We start from the raw sequence: 18,423 nt of genomic DNA on the forward strand, positions 1-18,423 counted from the left end.
TCTATACCCGAATCTGTCCGAGCACTTCTCCGATCGGATCTGTAATGCAAAGATCCGCCTGCTGATCTCTGGAGGTGGCGTCGCGATTTAATACTGCCAAATATTTTCCTCGAAAATAGTCAATCATTCCTGCAGCCGGATAGACCACCAGAGAAGTTCCCCCAATGATCAGCATATCGGCTTTTGAAATTGCCCGGACCGCACTCTGCATCGTCGTAGCGTCCAGCCCCTCCTCATAGAGAACTACATCCGGTTTTACAACACCGCCGCAGTCTTCACAATACGGGATCCCTTTGGAATTTACGATAAAGTCGACATTATAAAACTTTCCGCACTTCTGACAATAATTGCGATGTACGCTCCCATGAAGTTCTAAAACATTTTGGCTCCCCGCCGCCTGATGAAGACCGTCAATATTCTGAGTCACAATCGCTGAAAGCTTCCCTTTCTGTTCAAGTTCTGCCAGTTTTTTATGTGCCTTATTGGGCTTTGCTTCGGTAAAAATCATTTTATTTTTATAGAAGTCAAAAAACTCCTCTGTCTTTTGTACAAAAAATGTATGACTAACCATAACTTCCGGAGGATATTTGTAAGTCTGGTGATACAATCCATCCGTACTGCGAAAATCCGGAATCTGACTTTCTGTGGAAACTCCGGCGCCGCCAAAAAATACAATCTTCTGACTTTCATCGATCATCTGCTGCAATCTTTCTATTTTTTCTTTCTCCATCTTCAAACCTCCGTCCTTTTTCAGAACTATTTTACTAAAAAACCAATGGCTCGTCCAGAATTCTCATCAAACTCCCTGCCGGAAACAGTTTCACTTGCGATTTTTCCCGTATTGACAGGCTATGATGCCGACTGAGAATGTTTCTTCGGTTGTCCGAGTTTTCTCCATACCGTCAACATCATTGTCATAAAACAAGCTGTTCCCCCGATCAAATTAGAAATCGGCTCCGACCAAAAAACTCCATTGACTCCAAGCTGTTTGATATAGGGGAGCAATACCGCCAGAGGAACCACAATTACAATTTTCCGAAAGATTGAGAAAAATGTTGCCTGTTTTGCCTTTCCCAATGCTACAAATGTCGCCTGACCGGAGAATTGCAGTGTCATAAAGATAAAACCAAAAAAGTAAATATGTAACGCTGGAACTGCTTCCTCCATCAGTTCTCCGCTTCCGTTAAAAATATGAATAAACAATTCCAGAAACAGCACAACACAAAGCCAGGCTAATGAAGTATACAAAAGACAGGCTCCGGTAATAAATCGAATACTCTCTCTGACTCTCCGATTTTCTCCTGCCCCATAATTAAAACCGATCACCGGCTGAGCGCCATTGGTAATTCCGGTAACCGGCATCGTTAAAATATCCCGGACCGAATTTAAAATTGTCATCACCCCTATATAAAGATCTCCTCCGAAATTTTGAAGCTGAGCATTACATACAATCTGTACTGCTCCATTGGTTGCTGCCAGGGTAAAGCCGGAAATTCCCATGGCCGTTATTTCTTTCGCCAGTTTCCAATCTAAAAAGAACTTTTTCGGATTCAACCGCAAAATTGCTCTGGGGCCGCTTAAAAATTTAATGGCAAAAAACGCAGAAAAGCATTGTGAAAGCACCGTCGCAATAGCAGCTCCCCGGACTCCCAGATGAAATCCGAAAATAAAAACAGGATCCAGCACCAGATTACTGACCGCGCCGCACAGAATTGTATACATTCCGATTTTCCCAAATCCCTGTGCGTTAATAAAGTTATTCATTCCAAGACTGATCATTACAAAAGCCGTCCCCAAAAGATATAACTGCAAATAATCTCTGGCATACGGATAAATAACGTCACTGGCTCCAAAGGCATACAAAACAGGTTTCATAAAAATAAAACCGACTGCCATCAATCCAACTCCCGTAAACACCAGAAGTGTATAGGAACACTTCATAAGATTTTCTGCTCTCTTATACTCCTTTTTTCCTCTGGCAATGGAACAAAGCGGCGCTCCGCCCATTCCAAACAGATTGGCAAATGCACTTAAAATTGTAATCACCGGAAATGTCAGCCCCAATCCGGTCAACGCCAACGTTCCTTCTACCGGAATTCTTCCGATATAAATCCGGTCCACAATATTATATAAAAGATTAATAACCTGTGCCAAAGTCATGGGAAGCGCCATGCTCATAATATTTTTTGGAATGCTGCCTTTGGTAAAATCATTGTGTTCCTCCATAGAACTTCCCTTCTCTTCCATTTGTTTCTATTTCTGCCGTCTGATTCTTTCTTACAGTGTATCGAATTCTTAGTTTTCCGTCAATTCAAAACAACGGACGTGATGATTCTTTCCTGCTGGAAAAGATCATCACGCCCGCTTTCATTTTTTATACGTTATTAAGCTTTCTGTATTGCCTCCAATCTTACAAAGACTGTCTTCATATCCTCTGTTACAAGCTTTTTCTGCATTTTGTAGATTTCCCGATAATATTGCGTATGCTCCGGTTTCGGATCATAGATTTCCTGTATTTTTAATTTTTCCCGGAATACCGATTTCAAGTCTTTCAGGTCCCCCACTGCATATGCTGCGATTGCCGCATCCGTTAAAACAGCTCCCTGACTGTTTTCCAGCGTTACGGTCTGACATCCAAGCATATCAGCTTTGATCTGATTCCAAAGCCCTGACTTGCTTCCACCTTCTGTGATGGTCATTCTCCGAAAAGGAATCCCCGCCTTTTTGCAAATATCCGTCACCGTCATATAGTCATATCCAATCGCCTCTAACATAGCTCTCCAGAGAACAGCCTGGTCTGTATCCATTGTCATATTCAAAAAACACGCGCCAACAGAGGTATTTTCTCTAAATCCACCGGTAAGATATGGCAGAAAAAGAACCCCTTGAGATCCCGGAGGAACTTTTTTGGCTCTTTGCGTCAACTCATCAAAATAAGTCTCATTTCCAATTTCCCGGCATATATTATCCCGATACCAGCGCAGCGCCAACCCTCCTGTACGAATCGATCCCCAGTAAAAATAAGTGTCCTTCATGGTACCGCTGTTAAAAATCAATCCATTTTCCTCCTTACTTAATTCCGGCTTGATTTCATCGACCGCAATGCAAAACATGGAACAGGTTCCTGCTACATCTGCCGCCTGATTCATATCCGGTACCCCGCACCCTATCATAGACTGCATTGTATCTCCGGCTCCTGCACAAATGGGAATTCCTTCCGGAAGTCCGGTCTGCTTTGCATAAAATTCCGACAGTCTTCCGATAACGTCCCAAGGTTTTTTAATGTTCGGCATCATATGAATCGGAATACCCAAAATATCCAATTGTTCCTTCGACCATTTCTTTTCTATAACATGATACCCCAGCCCCCACCCGGACATACTTCCCCAGTCAATAAATGCATCTTTTGCTGAAAGTCCTGACAGGTTTGCTAGAATATAAGGTGCATTATGAACAAATTTCTTCCCGTTTTCTGAAAATCCATCCCAATGTCTTAATAGCCATCGGGCAAACATTGCCGGAAACATACAGTTTGGCTGTGAATTTCCGGTTTCCCTTGCCCAGATTTTCAGATTTTTCGCCTTGAATTCTTCCACATCCTCTTTCGTTCTGGAGTCCAGATAATTAATATATGGAGTGATCGCATGGAACTTTTCATCAACTCCCACAATCCCGCAGATAATGCCATCCCCAAAAACAGCACGGATTTTGGAGGGATCCATTCCCTTTTCTTTCATCTGACAAACACAGTGCTTCATCCCCTCAACCACTGCCACCAGATATTGATCGGCATCCATTTCCACCCAGCCCGGTCTTGGATATCTTAACGTTGTTTTATGGACACTTGAGGCAACACAATTCATTCCCAGATCGTAAACCGCCGTTTTCACACTTTGAGTTCCCGCATCAAATCCTAAATAATAATTTCCCATATCAAACTTCCATCACTTTCATAAGCTGTGCCATTTCAATGGCCGACAACGCACAATCATAGCCTTTATTTCCGGCTTTTGTCCCCGCACGTTCAATTGCCTGCTCAATATTTTCTGTGGTCAAAACTCCAAACAACACCGGAATTCCCGCACTCAATGATGTCTGGGCAATCCCTTTTGCAGCTTCGTTGCATACATAGTCATAATGACTGGTTGCTCCCCGAATCACAGCTCCCAGACAAATCACCGCATCATATTTCCCGCTTTTTGCCATTTTATCAGCTGCCAGAGGAAGCTCAAAGGCTCCCGGTACCCATGCAAGATCTATGTCATTTTCCCTTACATCATGGCGTTTTAGTCCATCCAATGCTCCGGATATTAATTTGGATACAATAAACTCATTAAAACGTGCTGCCACAATTCCTATTTTTAATCCGCTTGCTACTAACTTTCCTTCTAACACTCTCATCTTTTTCTTTCCTTTCTTACAGCGACATTTCATAATTTGTCATATGTCTCATCTTGTTCTGTTTTGTCTGCATATAGTATCGATCAAAGGGATTGATCGGCATTTGGATCGGTACTCTCTCTACAATTTTCAAACCATATTTATCCAACCCTTCCATCTTTGCAGGATTGTTTGTCATAAGACGAAGTTTTGTAATTCCCAAATCTTTTAATATCATTGCTCCTGCACTGTAATCTCTTTCGTCTGCTTCAAATCCAAGCGCCAAATTAGCTTCTACCGTATCCATTCCCCGTTCCTGCAATACATATGTCTTTAATTTATTTATTAATCCGATTCCCCGTCCTTCCTGACGCAAATACAAAAACACACCTCGACCTTCCCTCTCGATCTGACGCATAGCGCGGCTTCGCTGTTGTCCACAATCGCATCTCAAAGATCCAAAGGTATCTCCGGTCATGCATTCGGAATGGACTCTGCATAAAACCGGTAATCCATCTGCCACATTTCCCTTCACCAAAGCAATATGTTCTTCTCCGTTTCTTTGATCTACATATCCGTACGCTTTAAAATTTCCATATTTTGTCGGAAGTTCCGCCATCACTTCACATGTTACCATACTCATCTTTCCTCCTAAAATCCCGCATTCTGCAATAATTCCCTTGTAATTTCTGAATTCTTTTCCTCTTGTGCTTTCTGAACATGTAGCAGCTTATCAATGTATTTCCCGATCAGATCATTCTCCAGATTCACATAATCACCCGGGAGTTTCCACCGGAAATTCGTATTTTGTACCGTATGAGGAATCATAGATACAGATACCGTATGATCTGTCAGTTCTGCAATTGTTAAGCTGATTCCATCCAGAGTAATAGACCCCTTTTCAATACAGTATTTCATCAGATGTTTGGGAACTTTGATTTTGTACCATATGGCATTGTCATCTTTTTTGACAGATTCAATCTCTCCCACTGCATCCACATGACCTGCAACCATATGACCGCCGAATCTTCCATTGGCTTCCATCGCACGCTCTAAATTTACATACTCACCTCGTTTCAGATTTCCGAGACTGCTGCGAGAAAACGTTTCATTCATAACATCTGCACAGAAAGTATTTTTATAAATCTTAGCTGCCGTCAGACAAACTCCATTGACTGCCACACTATCTCCAGGTTTTAAATCCTCAAATATTTTTTCTCCCTGAATCAGCAGACCGGCATGTTGATTTCCTCTTTGCAGCGAAAGGACTTTTCCCGTTTCTTCTACGATTCCGGTAAACATGACCTCACCCGCCCTTCCAACAACAGATCCTGTCCTAATACTGTAACTTTTGGCGTCTCAAGAAGCATTGCATCTGCGATCTTTAAGACTCCCTGTCCTTCGACTGGTGTTTTGGCTTCTTCCCCACCTAAAAGTTTGGGTGCGATATAAGCATAAACCTTTTGAATGCAGTGATTTTGAAGAAGTGTATCATTGAGTGTTCCGCCGCCTTCTACTAAAATGCTGTCAATTCCTCTTTGGTAAAGTTCTCCGAAAAGCTGCCGAACATCCACAACGCCCTTCTGTGAATCCGTATATAGGATCGTGCATCCTCTCTCCTCCAAAGCTTTCTCTTTTTCATGATCTTTCTTAACCGCTGCAATGATCGTCGGTATCTGTTTTGCTGTCTTTACAATCTTTGATTTCAAAGGAATTCTAAGATTGGAATCACAAATAATACGAATCGGATCTTTTCCATGTTGGAGTCTGACATTTAGCATCGGATCATCTGTAAGCACAGTTTGAATTCCTGCCATGATGGCACAATACTGATGTCTTAAGTGATGAACATGCTCTCTCGCTTCTTCTCCTGTAATCCACCGGGATTCCCCCAAAGACGTTGCGATTTTTCCATCCAGTGTCATAGCATATTTCAGAGCAATAAACGGCTGTGAATTTCGGATATGATAAAAGAAAATCTCATTGATGCTTTTGCATTTTTCTTCCAACACCCCTGTTTCTGCCAAAATTCCATGTTTTCGAAGAATTTCAATTCCCTTTCCTGATACTTTAGGATTGGGATCCAAACTCCCCACATAGACCTTTCGAATTCCACTTTCAATAATCGCCTCCGTGCAGGGTGGTGTTTTCCCATAATGACAACAAGGTTCTAATGTGACGTACATGGAAGCTCCGGCAGGATCCTCCTTACAATGTTTCAATGCATTTCTCTCTGCATGTAGTCCTCCGATTTTTTCATGATAGCCTTCACCGATAATCCTATCTTGTTTTACAACAACGGCTCCTACCAGAGGATTCGGATTCGTCCATCCCCTGCCTTTTTCGGCAAGCCGGATAGCTCTCTCCATAAATTTTTGTTTCATCCTTTCATCTCCCTTCCCTTCAGGTTCTTTATGGGAGAATGAGACACAAGAGATCTGAAATCAAAAAGTTCCTGAAACAAAACTTCAGGAACTTTTTCTCATCTCGTGTTCTGTCGGATACTTTTTTCGTTCCAAACGCCAAAGCGCCTGTCAAAAAAATCCCGGGATCTTACAAAAATCCCAGGACATCCTACACACACTATCTCTTTGATCTTCTTCCATCCAGACTATACTGTCGGCTTCGGAATCACACCGAATCATGCCTAAAAGGCTCGCGGGCTGTACCGCCGGTAGGGAATTACACCCTGCCCTGAAGATATTATTCTATTTCTCAGGCTCATTATACGCCCATCTTAAAGAAGTTGTCAAATACTATTTTCTATAAACAAACAGAAATCCAAACTTTTTTATTTTGTCAACGGAATCTCTCAAATAAATGAATTTTTACAGCATTCTTTTCATCCAATTGTATCTTCTGCTGTTTATACTTTAATGTTTTGGCATTGCGAAAATCTTCGGTTCCGAATATATCATAGAAATCAAACACCAACAACTGTTGTTCATAGTCCATCCAAATATCCCGATTGATCCCATCGGATTCGATCTCCGGCAGACAATCTCCTTCAACCCCCACATGAAATTCCACCGCATCATAAGATAATACTTTTGTATAAATTCTTAATAATTCTTTTTCTTTCTGAATTTTCTCTATTTTTAAAACTGTATGATCACTGAACTGCATCGTTTGCCCTTTTATTAAAGCAATCGTCTTTTCTTCTTTGATTTGTTTTCCCGAAGTTTCTTTCACAGGAATCACCTCAAAATCCGATGTTTTTTGTTTCTTGACAAAGAAATTATAATAAGATATTTTTCCTTCTTGAATTGAATCAGCCTGTGTATAAAGATAATTTCCCTCCCCATCTCTTAATACAATTTTTCTGTTGTTGTATCCGTCTTTGATTGCCAGTGTATTCCCCAATGGAGAAAGAACCATAGAATCTACCATTTGCCCTCCAAAAACATACCGTTTACTTTCATCCGAAATGTCTCCACGATCTATCATCATCCGCATTTTCCAATTTCCTTTTACCCCCAGAATATTTTCCACATTAAGTTCCAATAAAACTTTCTGCTCTAATTTTTCAGATATATTTTGCCTCAATACTCCTTTGATCGTTCTGCTGTCTTCTTGATAAACCTCGTTGGAAGATGGCATAGTTTCCAGTAACCTATGATTTAATTTTACTTCCGGATACACCGCGGCATTCTTTCGTTTTATCTGCTCACTTTCCCAGACTTCCCCCGGAAATTTGATTTCCTTTTCTGTTTTGATTGTATAATACAAAATAAGATTCCCTTGATCTAACCCAATATTGCGAATTGTATAGGTAATTCCCCGATCTGTTTTACTAATATAAGCATCTCCACTATTTTCCTGTATTTCTTTCAATTTTACAATCCTTTGATATGGTACTGTTCCATCTGAAATATCCAGTGTTCCCTTCCCCAGCCTCACAAGAATGACTCCTGCCGCTACTGTTACTGCAGAAACCATAAATACAATGAGTGCAATCATTGTCGGTCGTAGTATCCCGATTTTTCTTTTCGGAACTCTTTTTTCTGGAAGATTTTTTAACAAATCAATCATACGAGCCTCATATCCTTCCGGAGTTCTGCAACTGCGCAATCCGTCTCTCATCATTTCATATAATTCATAATCCGTTTTCACACAGACAACCCCTTTCTTCTTTCAAAAGTTCCTTCATTTTCTTTCTTCCCCTTGATAATCTGGATTTTACAGTTCCTGATGAAATTTCAAGAATCTTTGCAATCTCTCTTACAGAAAATTCATCCCCATAATACAGTACGATTACCTCTCGATATTTCGGTGCAAGAAGTTCCAGTTTTTCCCATACTTCTCCTGTTTCTTCGATTTCCTCCGCAGTTTGTTCCGGGAGCTCTCCTGTTTGCGTCAACCCCTGTCGCTTTTTTCTATGGATAATCTTATAACATTCATTGGATAAAATTCGAAAAATCCACGCTTTAAATTTTCGCTTTGACCTTAAATCATCCAGTTTTTCATATGCCTTTAAGACAGCTTCCTGCACTGCATCTTCCCCATCTTCATTCGTTCTGACAATACTTTTTGCAAATCGGAACATATCTGCCTGATATTTTTCAATATACTTACAAAATTCATCTTTTCCCATAGTTCCTTCCTCTCGTTTATGTCTCATCTTTTCTCATTCGATAAAAATATCCTGCCAGTACGATAATCCACCAGATGATGATAAACCTCCCAAGCGCCGGCAATACATATTGCCAATCATATTCAATAAACGGTTGCGTTATATAGGTTAAACTATTTTTTGCCGTAATCTGTAAGTACCATACAAGAAATGCCGCAAGATACAAATATCGATACTGGGTGAAAATCATTGACAAACTTGTACAGATCATCGCACATCCGCCTGCTAAGATTGAAGATGTACAAATATAGAGAAAATATGTAACGTACGGGTATTTCATCGAAAACGTAAAAATGAAATGAGTTGGAAAATCTCCAGGCAGCATTCCTTGAAAATCTTGTCCTCCATGCAATATGACAATTAAAATAAAATAATTTATGCAAAGAGTGACAAATACAATCATAAATCCAATGATAAAGGCACATAAAAACTTTGTTTTCAAAAATTTTTGCTTTCCCTGCTTCATCATCATCAACGAAAAATATCCACTTCTGGTCTCTTCTATTGTTTTATCACTATAAATCAGTAACAAATATACCGGAAGCAGCCACTCATACATCATCTGATAAATATGTCCTTCTGTTACAGAAGAAAGAAAAGCCCCTGATGCCGGATGCATCAAATTGGCTATATTTTGATAATCAGATCTCCATATATATCCAAACCAAATAAAATTCATTTGATATACCTTCACTGCATCAAGCAATACCAGACATAATAAAAATAGAATTATCAGAATTGCTCTTTTATTTTTTCGCATGATTCCTATTTCATGTCTTAACATCGTTCTCTCCCTTCTATTACAGATTCTACTGCACCATTCTTCATTTTTACAATATGATCTGCTAATACGAAAAGATCTTCTTTATTGTGGCTTGCCAAAAGTATGATACTCCCCCTTTCTTTTTCTTCTAACAACAGCCGCCTTATATTCTTTACGCTCTCCTCATCTAATCATTGGTCGGTTCATCCAATAAAAGAATCTGTGGATGCTCCATAATCGCCTGTGCGATTGCCAGTTTTTGTTTCATTCCCAGAGAAAATTCTCCTTCCCTTTTCTTGTCATCCGGATCTAATTCTACTCTTTTTAATACTTCTCTGATTTCAGATCGTCCAATTTTCCCACGAATATCCGCCAATAATTTCAGATTTGTGTATGCATCATACTGTGGCAATAATTCTGCATGTTCAATTATAATCCCTATATTTTCCGGAAAATCCATATCTTTGTGAAGTATCTTATCATCATAAATAATTTCACCTTCCGTTGGATAAATCAAACCGCACATTGCACGAAGCAACATTGTCTTACCACATCCATTCCTTCCATAGATTCCATAAATATTTCCACTTTCAAACACGGCATTCACATGATCCAAAACCTTTTTTTCTTCATAATTTTTGTTACATTTTTTACTGCAATCCGATGAATCATCATACCTTCCCTCCTTTTACCTGCTAAGAAAATCCCGCTTTCTAATTGTTATATAAAATATCCCTGTAATCAGACCAATTATAATCACTAATACCGTCAAAAATATCTTGGGCTGCATTGTAATTTGTCCGGTTCTCAGGGTCATTGTCAAATTCATCGGCAATCCATACAGAAATTGTTCTGAAATTTCCCCCTGATACAAGAAATCCCCAACTTTTAAATTCATGAGTTGAATCAACCACATGATACCAAAAACCATTTTTTCTTCCATCCAAAATTCCAGCAACATCTGAAGCAGACAAATTATATAGAATACCAATCCATGTATCACCGCCGCTTTTAAAAAATCTGTCATGTCCACAACTTCTTGAATATCTCCCCCCCAGCAAGAAAAAGGTGCTGCCATACACCAGAAGCCGCAAGATCTCCAACCATATGATAAAAATCCATAAGTTTTTACAAATTGCAAATAAAAAATCTCCCTTTCTCCTTGTTCTTATCAGCCGATAAATTCCTCCTTGTTTTAAATATGCTTGCGTCATTCCCATACATGACCATACGTAAATCAAATATTCTGCGATAAACTGCATATAAAACAACGGTCTTGCCTCAAATCCAATTCCCATATATATGTCATCTACAGTCCCCGGCTTCCCGATTATTTTCCACATCATCGCAGCTAATATTGTTAATCCAAGTAAATATAAAAATTCTTTTGTTCTATAATACCTCATTCCCCACCACATCTTTCCTCTCAATTCTCCGTACCAACAGATATTCTGCAATAAAAATTAATAAGAGGTTCAGGAGTACTCGCCTTCCATAAGTCACAATCAAAATAGAATGCTGATAATATACCATATCAAACACATCCATACCTAAAAACGGAGTCGGAATTCTTGTAAAATAAAACAGCCACAGACATCCGACTGAAATTCCTGTAGTTACCAACATACTTTTCCATCTTCCATCCATACTACATGCGATCCATAAAAAAATGATTCCAAACAAATGATAAAACGTAATTAAGATGATAGAATAACATATAAGAGACAGGAAAAAGGAACTTTTCAGCAAAAGCAAAAAGGATGATTTATTCCAGAGACAAAGAGTATATACCGTACTATAACTTCCCACAAACCATATTGCAGTAATCCAACTGTTTCTTATCAAGTTCTTTCCATAATGTTTTCGGTTCATCCTATACATCTGATAAATCTGTCCTCCGGAAAGAAAATAGGCAAGCAGCATCTGATAAATCATTAAAAAAGCGATTGCATGGAGAAATGGTGCCTGAATTCCAACTGATGAGCTGGTAAACCCAAATAGTTCTTCGGTCGTGACTGCTTTTCCCACCACCCTGCCATAAAGAGTGTTCCAAAAAAGCAATAATACGAACATCCATATTCCGCTTCCTACAAATACTTTTAAATATTTTGATTTTCTAATATCCACATCATCCCTCCTTTCATATACTAGATATATTTCCGTCTTATTTGGTTCCCAAAACATAAGAAAAAGTTTCCAAACTTTTGTTCAGAAACTTTTTCTTATGTTTTTTATGCTACTTCTTTTTTAACAAAAATATTTCTCTAATACTTTTAACAAACCTTCCCTGTCGTTTGTATCCGTCACGTAATCTGCAATCTTCTGAACCTCTTTCGCCGCATTTCCCATGGCAACTCCAAGCCCTGCATATTGAATCATATCAATATCATTATGATTATCTCCAAATGCAATAATTTCTTCTCTGGTTACCCCGAATTTTCCTTCCAGCCGGCCAACGGCATCTGACTTCGACGCCTCCATAGACATAATCTCAAGATATGTATCTTTGGAACGGTATATACGGATTTTCGGAAACTGTTCTTTGAGTCTTTCCTCCAAGTCTGCAATCCGGTCTGCTTGTCCCATACACAGGATTTTATGGACTTCCTCAAAAGCCGATGCAGTTTCAAACGATACCTCTTTTGCCTGAACTCCGGTAATTTCCATTTCCTGCTTCACCCAAAATTCTTTGTTATCTTCTGCCATCCAAAGATCATTTGAATATAAATTGATCGAAATCTCAGAATCTATTTTCCGAATCATATGACACAATCTGTAAGCATCTTCTTTTTCCAGCGGCGCACTGTACATCGGCTGATTCTTCTCATCCACAATGAGCGCTCCACTGTAACAAATCATCGGACTCTCAATTCTCAACTCCCTGCGAATTCCCGTCATTCCCTTGGGCATACGCGCAGAAACCAGTACAAACGGAATGCCTTGTTGATTTATACTGTAAATTTTTTTTCTCGTCAGTCCAGGAATTTGATGACTTGTATTTAACAATGTACCGTCAATATCACTAAACACAGCTTTATATTTTCGTTCTTTTATACAATCTCCCATACAACTTCCTCCCGTCTTAAAATTTCCTTCCATTTCTCAGGTAATTCCCGATCTGTAATGAATACATCAATCTCTCGAAACCCAATGGCACGATGCTTACTGACCCTCTGAAATTTAGGATAATCTGCCAAAACTACGACTCTTTTGGAACGGTGCGCGGCTAATTTCTTAATCTGAGCATCCTCTTCATCCTCAAAATAGATTCCGTCCTCTCCGATGGCTGCAGCTCCGAGCACTGCCTGATCAAATTGAAGATCATGCAGTGCTTCCCAAACTGGATATCCATAAAAAAATCGGTTGCTTCGGTTTAAAATTCCTCCAAGTCCGTGAACCTCCACCTGCACACGCCCGGCAAGATATTCTAAATTATCCAAAGAATGCGTATAAACGCTTATGGGTTCTTTTAAATTGTCACATAAAAACTTCATATGCGTAGATGCATCCATAAAGCATAATTCCCCTCGATGAAGGTATTTTGCCGCCGCTATTCCAATTCTTCTTTTTCCTTCCATATTATCTGCCATTCTAGTTTGATAATTGCCAATATTCATTACAAAATCGGCTCTCGCGATTCCTCCGTGTGTCCGCACCGCACGTTTCTCCTCGGTCAGCTTAACAATATCACGTCTGGCAGTATCTCTGGAAATATGCAAACGCCCCATCAGCTCCTGATTTGAAAGCACTTCCTCTGTTTCCAGCCATTTTATAATTTTTTTCAAACGTTCTTCCTGATACATCGGCACCTCCTTTTTCAGTAATTATAAGTATTTTCAGAAACTTTTTCAAGTATTTATAAGTATTTTCTCTTATAAAAAAAGCAGCAGATTTGCCGTACCAAAAAAGAGGATGCAAAAACAAAAGTTTTTGCATCCTCTTTTTATGATTTTTACGCTTCTACAAATACATCTTTTCCTAATCCACAGATCGGACATACCCAATCTTCCGGAAGATCTTCAAATTTGGTTCCCGGCGCGATTCCGTTATCCGGATCTCCGGCTTCCTCATCATAAATGTATCCACATGGTTCACATTCCCATTTTTTCATTGCTTTTCTCCTTATCTTTTTTCGTTTTCTGCTTTCCACAATCCATGAAGATTGCAATATTCATAAGCTGCGACAAAATCTTCCCCTTCATTTAATACAAAGACCGCCTTCGGCTCGTCTCCCGGTTTGAATTTGTGCAATTGCCCTCCTTTGGTTGTTTCTACATAAACCCCCATGATATAATGCTCTTCCAGCATAGGATGTGCAACAGAACCAACTTCTACTATAACTTCTTTCCCATTCTGAGTTACCTGCGGCACATGTTTCTCCCCTGCTGCATCCGTTGAATTGGCCTTTAATTCCTCTGCGCTCACTTGACCATCCACGCCAAAAATATCAAATAATACAGTTCCATTTTCACGATAAAATTTGCTCATTTTTGTTTTCCCCCTTTACTGTTCTGACTTATGGTTTTATAATATATCAAAACAAGTATAAATTCCGTAACTAATGTTACAAAATACAAAAAAGGTGAAAAAATGGAGTTAAAAAATACAATTCTTTTCCAAAATCTGGAGGATCAGGAAATTGATCGGGTTTTGCACTGCTCTCATGCCAAAACCATCTGTTATGAAAAACAACAATCCATTGTTCTTCCCGATGATATTCCTAATGTACTTTATTTAATTCTGGAAGGAACTGTCATCATTGAACAATATAATTATATGGGAAAGCCTATGAATCTTGAATATCGAACTGCCGGAGATCTGTTCGGTGAATCTGATCTGTTTCTGAAAAAGGAGCGTTTTGACTATTCTGTGCGTGCTGCCAGCTTCTGTCACATTCTAACTGCAAAGCGAAGCTTTTTTTACCGTACCTGTGAACAAAGCTGCGAGCATCACAGCAAAATTATATTTAATATGCTTCACATTCTTGCCAATAAAAATAAACAAAAACAACAGCGTCTGGAATTGTTAACCTGCGGAGATCTCAATCAAAGAACGGCACAATATCTGTCTGAAACTGCCAAGGGTTCTTCGCTCATTACACTTCCTATGGACCGCAGCACACTGGCTGCCTATCTGAATACCACACGACCTTCTTTATCCCGAATCCTCTCCTCTATGCAGGATCAGGGAATTATCCAAATCGAAGGGCGCAAAAAAATTCGAATTTTAGATCCGCAGACACTCCTTGCTGTTGCAGATGGTATTTAAATCACATAACAGGTTGCTGCAAATACCTGCCTAATTGCTCAAGCTCATCCATAAAAATGCAGTGCTTTAACTCCCCTGCCCTAATTTTCTGCTTAACTTGTGTATAGTCCATCCAAAGAACTTCCTCGACTTCTTCTTTTTGAAGGCAAAAATCAACTGTTTCCATCGGTGCATAATATACATACACTGCGCTGATCTCATAGTTTAAAAATGCTTTGCCATAAAAATTGTCCTTTACAATACCTTGATGCATTCCAATATAATGCAATTCTTCCTCTGTTGCTTCCATCCCCAATTCTTCTGACAATTCCCGAAGAGCCGTCTTCATATAAGTATCTCCGGCAGCCACATGTCCGGCAGCAGAAATATCATAACAGCCCGGAAAAGAATCTTTGTTTTGGCTCCTCTTTTGAAGCAGAAGATCAAATCCTTTCTCTGTTTTTCGCACTACCCAAATATGAGCCGTCCCATGAGGATCTCCATCCTCATGGACCAGGGAACGTTCTTTTATCCTGCCTGTTTTTTCTCCTTTTTCATCCAAAAGATCAAAAAACTCCAACGCCTTTCCATCCAGAGAAGCTCCGAGAAGACAGCCCTTTTTATAGGTCAATTTTAAAGAGAAAAAAGGAGTTCTCTCTTCCAGATATCTTAAAAATAAACGATCTCCCTCCCAAAGTTCCAGATGAACAAGCTCTTCTTTTTTCACCCATTCAAGAACGCCCTCATCGCACTCCTTTACTTCCCCATAAAATTCTTCAATATGATAAAGGCACATCCACTCCTGTGCTTCTTTTTCCGTTCCCATATCCGACAAAAAGGTTACAATACCGCAAAAACGATACGTTATCGGTGTCAGTCCCGTTTCTTCCATCACTTCCCGAAACATGCATTCTTCGGGGCTTTCCCCGGTTTCAAAATGTCCGCCGACACCAATCCACTTGTCTTTGTTCACATCGTGTTTCTTCACAATCCGATGAAGCATTAAATAACATCCATCTTTTTCTATATAACATAACGTTGTCATTCCCATGCGACTGTTTCTCCTTCGTTTCTGTGTCTCTTCACAGAGCAATCGAAATAATCTGATCCACTTTTAATTCATCTTTTTGCACTTGACAGTCCAGCGCCAAAACATGAACCCCTTTTTTTACTGCTCTTCTTAAAACTTCTCCAAATTCAGGATGAGTTCTGTTATTGGGTTCAAACCTTACCGGTCCTTTCATTTGAATCACAAAAATAAGATAGGCTTCATACCCTTTCTCCATGCACCCGATAAGCTCCTCCATATGTTTTATTCCCCGCTGCGTAGGTGCATCCGGAAATCTGGCAATCCACTCTTCCTCCAAAGTAACTCCTTTTACCTCCACAAATGCCTTTTTTCCGTCTCCCTCCACATAAAAATCAAACCGTGAAGCTCCGTATTTCTGTTCTGCTTTCAGCAATGTCACATGCCGATAAATACCCCCGTCTGCCAGCCATTCTCCAATGACCTTATTGGGAGCCTGTGAATCCATATTAACCAGAATCTCCCCTTTTTGAACTCCAATTAAAGAATACCTTGTTTTACGAGCCGGATTGTCATGTTCTTCTAACCATACGTTAGCCCCCGGAATCAGCAGTTCACGGCACCGTCCTGTATTCTTTACATGCACTTTTTCTTCTCTTCCCTGAACCTCTACCATTGCAAGAAACCGATTGGGGCGGCTCAAAAAAATTCCCTCAACAATATTTTTATATTTCATTCTAAGATCCTATCACTTTCTTTTTCCTCAGCATATTCTATTATAACAAATAATTCGGAGGTATCTATGGCTTCTGCCCTTTCTTTTCAAAATATTTCTTACACATATCATACTGCGGCACAGGAAACCCTTGCTTTGTCCAATCTTTCTTTCGACATTGAGCCCGGTGAATTTATTGCCGTTGTCGGTCCAAGCGGATGTGGAAAATCCACCTTGCTGCACCTTGCCGCAAAGCTGCTTCCTTTGACATCCGGCAATATTTTTGTCAATGGATATCCACTGGAAATCTCAAAAGAAAAAATCGGTTATATGCTGCAAAAAGACCAGCTTCTTCCATGGAAAACCATTTACCAAAATGTAATTTTAGGACTTAAAATTCAAAAAATCAATGATCGTGCGGCTTATCAAAAAGCGGAAGACCTTCTGATTTCCTATGGACTGGGGGATTTCAGAGATTCCTATCCCAACCAACTATCCGGAGGTATGCGTCAAAGAGCCGCGCTGATCCGAACACTCGCATTATCTCCAAACATTCTGCTTCTGGATGAACCTTTTTCTGCTCTTGATTATCAAACTCGGCTTAACGTATCCAATGATATTGGAACGATTTTGAAAAAAGAAAAGAAAACTGCTCTTTTAGTCACCCATGACCTATCGGAAGCCATCAGTATGGCAGACCGGGTCATTGTTCTCTCAAAACGACCGGGCACTGTAAAATCCATTGTTCCTATTTTACTTTCCTGTCAGGAGAGAACTCCGCAAAATGCAAGAAATTCTGTAGAATTTAAAGATTATTTTAATCAGTTATGGAGGGATATCAATGAAACCTGAATTGTCCAACGAGCAAAAACAATATTTACAGGCAATGCAGCGAAAAAAATATTGGATTCTTACAGCTCAAGTTTCTTTGCTTTTAATTTTACTTTTTTTATGGGAGTGGGCGGTTGACTGCGATTATTTAAACGGATTCATTTTCAGCAGTCCAAGCCGGATTGTACAATGCTTTTATACAATGACACAAGATTACAGTATTTTTATCCACATCGGAGTCACCATGCTCGAGACAATGGTTAGTTTTTCTTTGATTATGATCCTTACTGTGGGAATCGCCATGATTCTCTGGTGGTTCCCGACGCTGGCTGATATTTTAGAGCCGTACCTTGTGGTTCTCAACAGCCTTCCAAAGTCTGCTCTGGCTCCGATTTTAATTGTATGGCTCGGCAACAATATGAAAACAATTATTATTACCGCGATTTCCATTGCGGTTTTTGGAAGTATTCTAAATTTGTACAATGGTTTTATGAAGGTAGATCCTGAACGTCTCATGCTGATACGAACCTTGGGAGGCAGCCGGGCTGACAGCCTTCGGTTAGCCGTAATCCCCAGCTGCATTCCCTTGTTTGTCAGTCTTATGAAGGTCAGCATTGGATTGTCCTTAGTCGGAGTTATTATCGGAGAATTTCTTGCCGCCCGCGCCGGACTCGGCTATTTGATTATCTACGGAAGTCAGGTTTTCAAAATGGACTGGGTCGTTATGTCTATTTTTATTCTTTGTCTGATTGCTATGCTGCTCTATAAACTGCTGCACATTTTAGAAACATATGCAGTAAAACATATGTAAATCACCGAAGGCCCCG

The 18,423-nt window shown here is 39.8% G+C and carries 21 protein-coding genes, 1 pseudogene and 1 riboswitch; of the genes and pseudogenes, 3 read left to right on the forward strand and 19 right to left on the reverse strand.

Annotated elements, in window-relative coordinates:
- Position 1: 1 nt before the first annotated feature.
- The 17 genes and pseudogenes from AC27EF_RS09835 to AC27EF_RS09915 form a co-directional block, all read right to left on the reverse strand.
- Complete coding sequence (locus tag AC27EF_RS09835) at positions 2-730, reverse strand: NAD-dependent protein deacylase (protein ID WP_487110578.1); 729 nt, start codon at positions 728-730, stop codon at positions 2-4.
- 119 nt (positions 731-849) lie between these two features.
- Positions 850-2,226: an MATE family efflux transporter gene (locus AC27EF_RS09840; RefSeq protein ID WP_487110579.1), complete on the reverse strand. Its 1,377-nt coding sequence runs from the start codon at positions 2,224-2,226 to the stop codon at positions 850-852.
- 158 nt (positions 2,227-2,384) lie between these two features.
- Positions 2,385-3,932 (reverse strand): FGGY-family carbohydrate kinase, encoded by a 1,548-nt coding sequence (locus tag AC27EF_RS09845; RefSeq protein WP_487110580.1) that lies wholly within the window; start codon positions 3,930-3,932, stop codon positions 2,385-2,387.
- A 1-nt stretch (position 3,933) separates the two neighbouring features.
- Positions 3,934-4,401, reverse strand: coding sequence for a 6,7-dimethyl-8-ribityllumazine synthase (gene ribH / locus AC27EF_RS09850; protein WP_487110581.1), 468 nt, complete (start codon positions 4,399-4,401; stop codon positions 3,934-3,936).
- Positions 4,402-4,417: 16 nt separating this feature from the next.
- Positions 4,418-4,993 (reverse strand): annotated as a pseudogene (ribA, locus tag AC27EF_RS09855) (GTP cyclohydrolase II); the annotation flags it as partial.
- Positions 4,994-5,031: 38 nt separating this feature from the next.
- A complete protein-coding gene (gene ribE, locus AC27EF_RS09860) occupies positions 5,032-5,682 on the reverse strand; it encodes a riboflavin synthase (RefSeq protein WP_487110582.1) in 651 nt (216 codons plus the stop codon).
- Positions 5,664-6,764 carry a bifunctional diaminohydroxyphosphoribosylaminopyrimidine deaminase/5-amino-6-(5-phosphoribosylamino)uracil reductase RibD gene (gene ribD, locus AC27EF_RS09865; protein WP_487110583.1) on the reverse strand — a complete coding sequence of 367 codons (1,101 nt, stop codon included), beginning with the start codon at positions 6,762-6,764 and terminating at the stop codon, positions 5,664-5,666. Before ribD ends, ribE begins: the two co-directional genes overlap by 19 nt.
- Positions 6,765-6,970: 206 nt before the next feature.
- Positions 6,971-7,086: riboswitch (FMN riboswitch) on the reverse strand.
- Positions 7,087-7,179: 93 nt separating this feature from the next.
- Entirely contained in the window at positions 7,180-8,493 is a 1,314-nt protein-coding gene (locus AC27EF_RS09870; RefSeq protein WP_487110584.1) for a DUF4179 domain-containing protein, read from the reverse strand.
- Positions 8,477-8,974, reverse strand: a complete 498-nt coding sequence (locus AC27EF_RS09875) for an RNA polymerase sigma factor (RefSeq protein ID WP_487110585.1) — start codon at positions 8,972-8,974, stop codon at positions 8,477-8,479. Before AC27EF_RS09875 ends, AC27EF_RS09870 begins: the two co-directional genes overlap by 17 nt.
- Before the next feature lie 16 nt (positions 8,975-8,990).
- The gene (locus AC27EF_RS09880) at positions 8,991-9,797 is read right to left on the reverse strand and encodes a hypothetical protein (RefSeq protein ID WP_487110586.1); all 807 of its coding nucleotides are present in this window, start codon (positions 9,795-9,797) and stop codon (positions 8,991-8,993) included.
- A gap of 166 nt (positions 9,798-9,963) precedes the next feature.
- Positions 9,964-10,383 (reverse strand): ATP-binding cassette domain-containing protein, encoded by a 420-nt coding sequence (locus tag AC27EF_RS09885; protein WP_487110627.1) that lies wholly within the window; start codon positions 10,381-10,383, stop codon positions 9,964-9,966.
- Between the two features lie 106 nt (positions 10,384-10,489).
- Positions 10,490-11,182, reverse strand: coding sequence for a hypothetical protein (locus AC27EF_RS09890; RefSeq protein WP_487110587.1), 693 nt, complete (start codon positions 11,180-11,182; stop codon positions 10,490-10,492).
- Positions 11,169-11,903, reverse strand: coding sequence for a hypothetical protein (locus AC27EF_RS09895; protein ID WP_487110588.1), 735 nt, complete (start codon positions 11,901-11,903; stop codon positions 11,169-11,171). The genes AC27EF_RS09890 and AC27EF_RS09895 overlap by 14 nt, the downstream gene beginning before the upstream one ends.
- A 120-nt stretch (positions 11,904-12,023) precedes the next feature.
- On the reverse strand, positions 12,024-12,842 hold the full coding sequence (locus AC27EF_RS09900) for a Cof-type HAD-IIB family hydrolase (protein ID WP_487110589.1): 819 nt from the start codon (positions 12,840-12,842) through the stop codon (positions 12,024-12,026).
- Positions 12,827-13,579 carry a DeoR/GlpR family DNA-binding transcription regulator gene (locus tag AC27EF_RS09905; protein WP_487110590.1) on the reverse strand — a complete coding sequence of 251 codons (753 nt, stop codon included), beginning with the start codon at positions 13,577-13,579 and terminating at the stop codon, positions 12,827-12,829. Before AC27EF_RS09905 ends, AC27EF_RS09900 begins: the two co-directional genes overlap by 16 nt.
- A gap of 149 nt (positions 13,580-13,728) precedes the next feature.
- Positions 13,729-13,887 (reverse strand): rubredoxin, encoded by a 159-nt coding sequence (gene rd / locus AC27EF_RS09910; protein ID WP_487110591.1) that lies wholly within the window; start codon positions 13,885-13,887, stop codon positions 13,729-13,731.
- Positions 13,888-13,898: 11 nt separating this feature from the next.
- Complete coding sequence (locus AC27EF_RS09915) at positions 13,899-14,264, reverse strand: desulfoferrodoxin family protein (RefSeq protein WP_487110592.1); 366 nt, start codon at positions 14,262-14,264, stop codon at positions 13,899-13,901.
- Positions 14,265-14,366: 102 nt separating this feature from the next.
- Between AC27EF_RS09915 and AC27EF_RS09920 the strand changes: the two genes are divergently transcribed.
- Entirely contained in the window at positions 14,367-15,044 is a 678-nt protein-coding gene (locus AC27EF_RS09920; protein WP_487110593.1) for a Crp/Fnr family transcriptional regulator, read from the forward strand.
- Position 15,045: 1 nt separating this feature from the next.
- Here AC27EF_RS09920 and AC27EF_RS09925 read toward each other — a convergent pair whose 3' ends face one another.
- Positions 15,046-16,074, reverse strand: coding sequence for an NUDIX domain-containing protein (locus AC27EF_RS09925; protein ID WP_487110594.1), 1,029 nt, complete (start codon positions 16,072-16,074; stop codon positions 15,046-15,048).
- Positions 16,075-16,105: 31 nt separating this feature from the next.
- A complete protein-coding gene (gene sfsA / locus AC27EF_RS09930; RefSeq protein ID WP_487110595.1) occupies positions 16,106-16,786 on the reverse strand; it encodes a DNA/RNA nuclease SfsA in 681 nt (226 codons plus the stop codon).
- A 66-nt stretch (positions 16,787-16,852) separates the two neighbouring features.
- Between sfsA and AC27EF_RS09935 the strand changes: the two genes are divergently transcribed.
- Together AC27EF_RS09935 and AC27EF_RS09940 are read left to right on the forward strand one after the other, a co-directional pair.
- Entirely contained in the window at positions 16,853-17,617 is a 765-nt protein-coding gene (locus AC27EF_RS09935; RefSeq protein ID WP_487110596.1) for an ABC transporter ATP-binding protein, read from the forward strand.
- A complete protein-coding gene (locus tag AC27EF_RS09940) occupies positions 17,607-18,407 on the forward strand; it encodes an ABC transporter permease (RefSeq protein WP_487110597.1) in 801 nt (266 codons plus the stop codon). Before AC27EF_RS09935 ends, AC27EF_RS09940 begins: the two co-directional genes overlap by 11 nt.
- Positions 18,408-18,423 lie beyond the last annotated feature (16 nt).

This window comes from Anaerostipes stercorihominis (genome assembly GCF_057535655.1).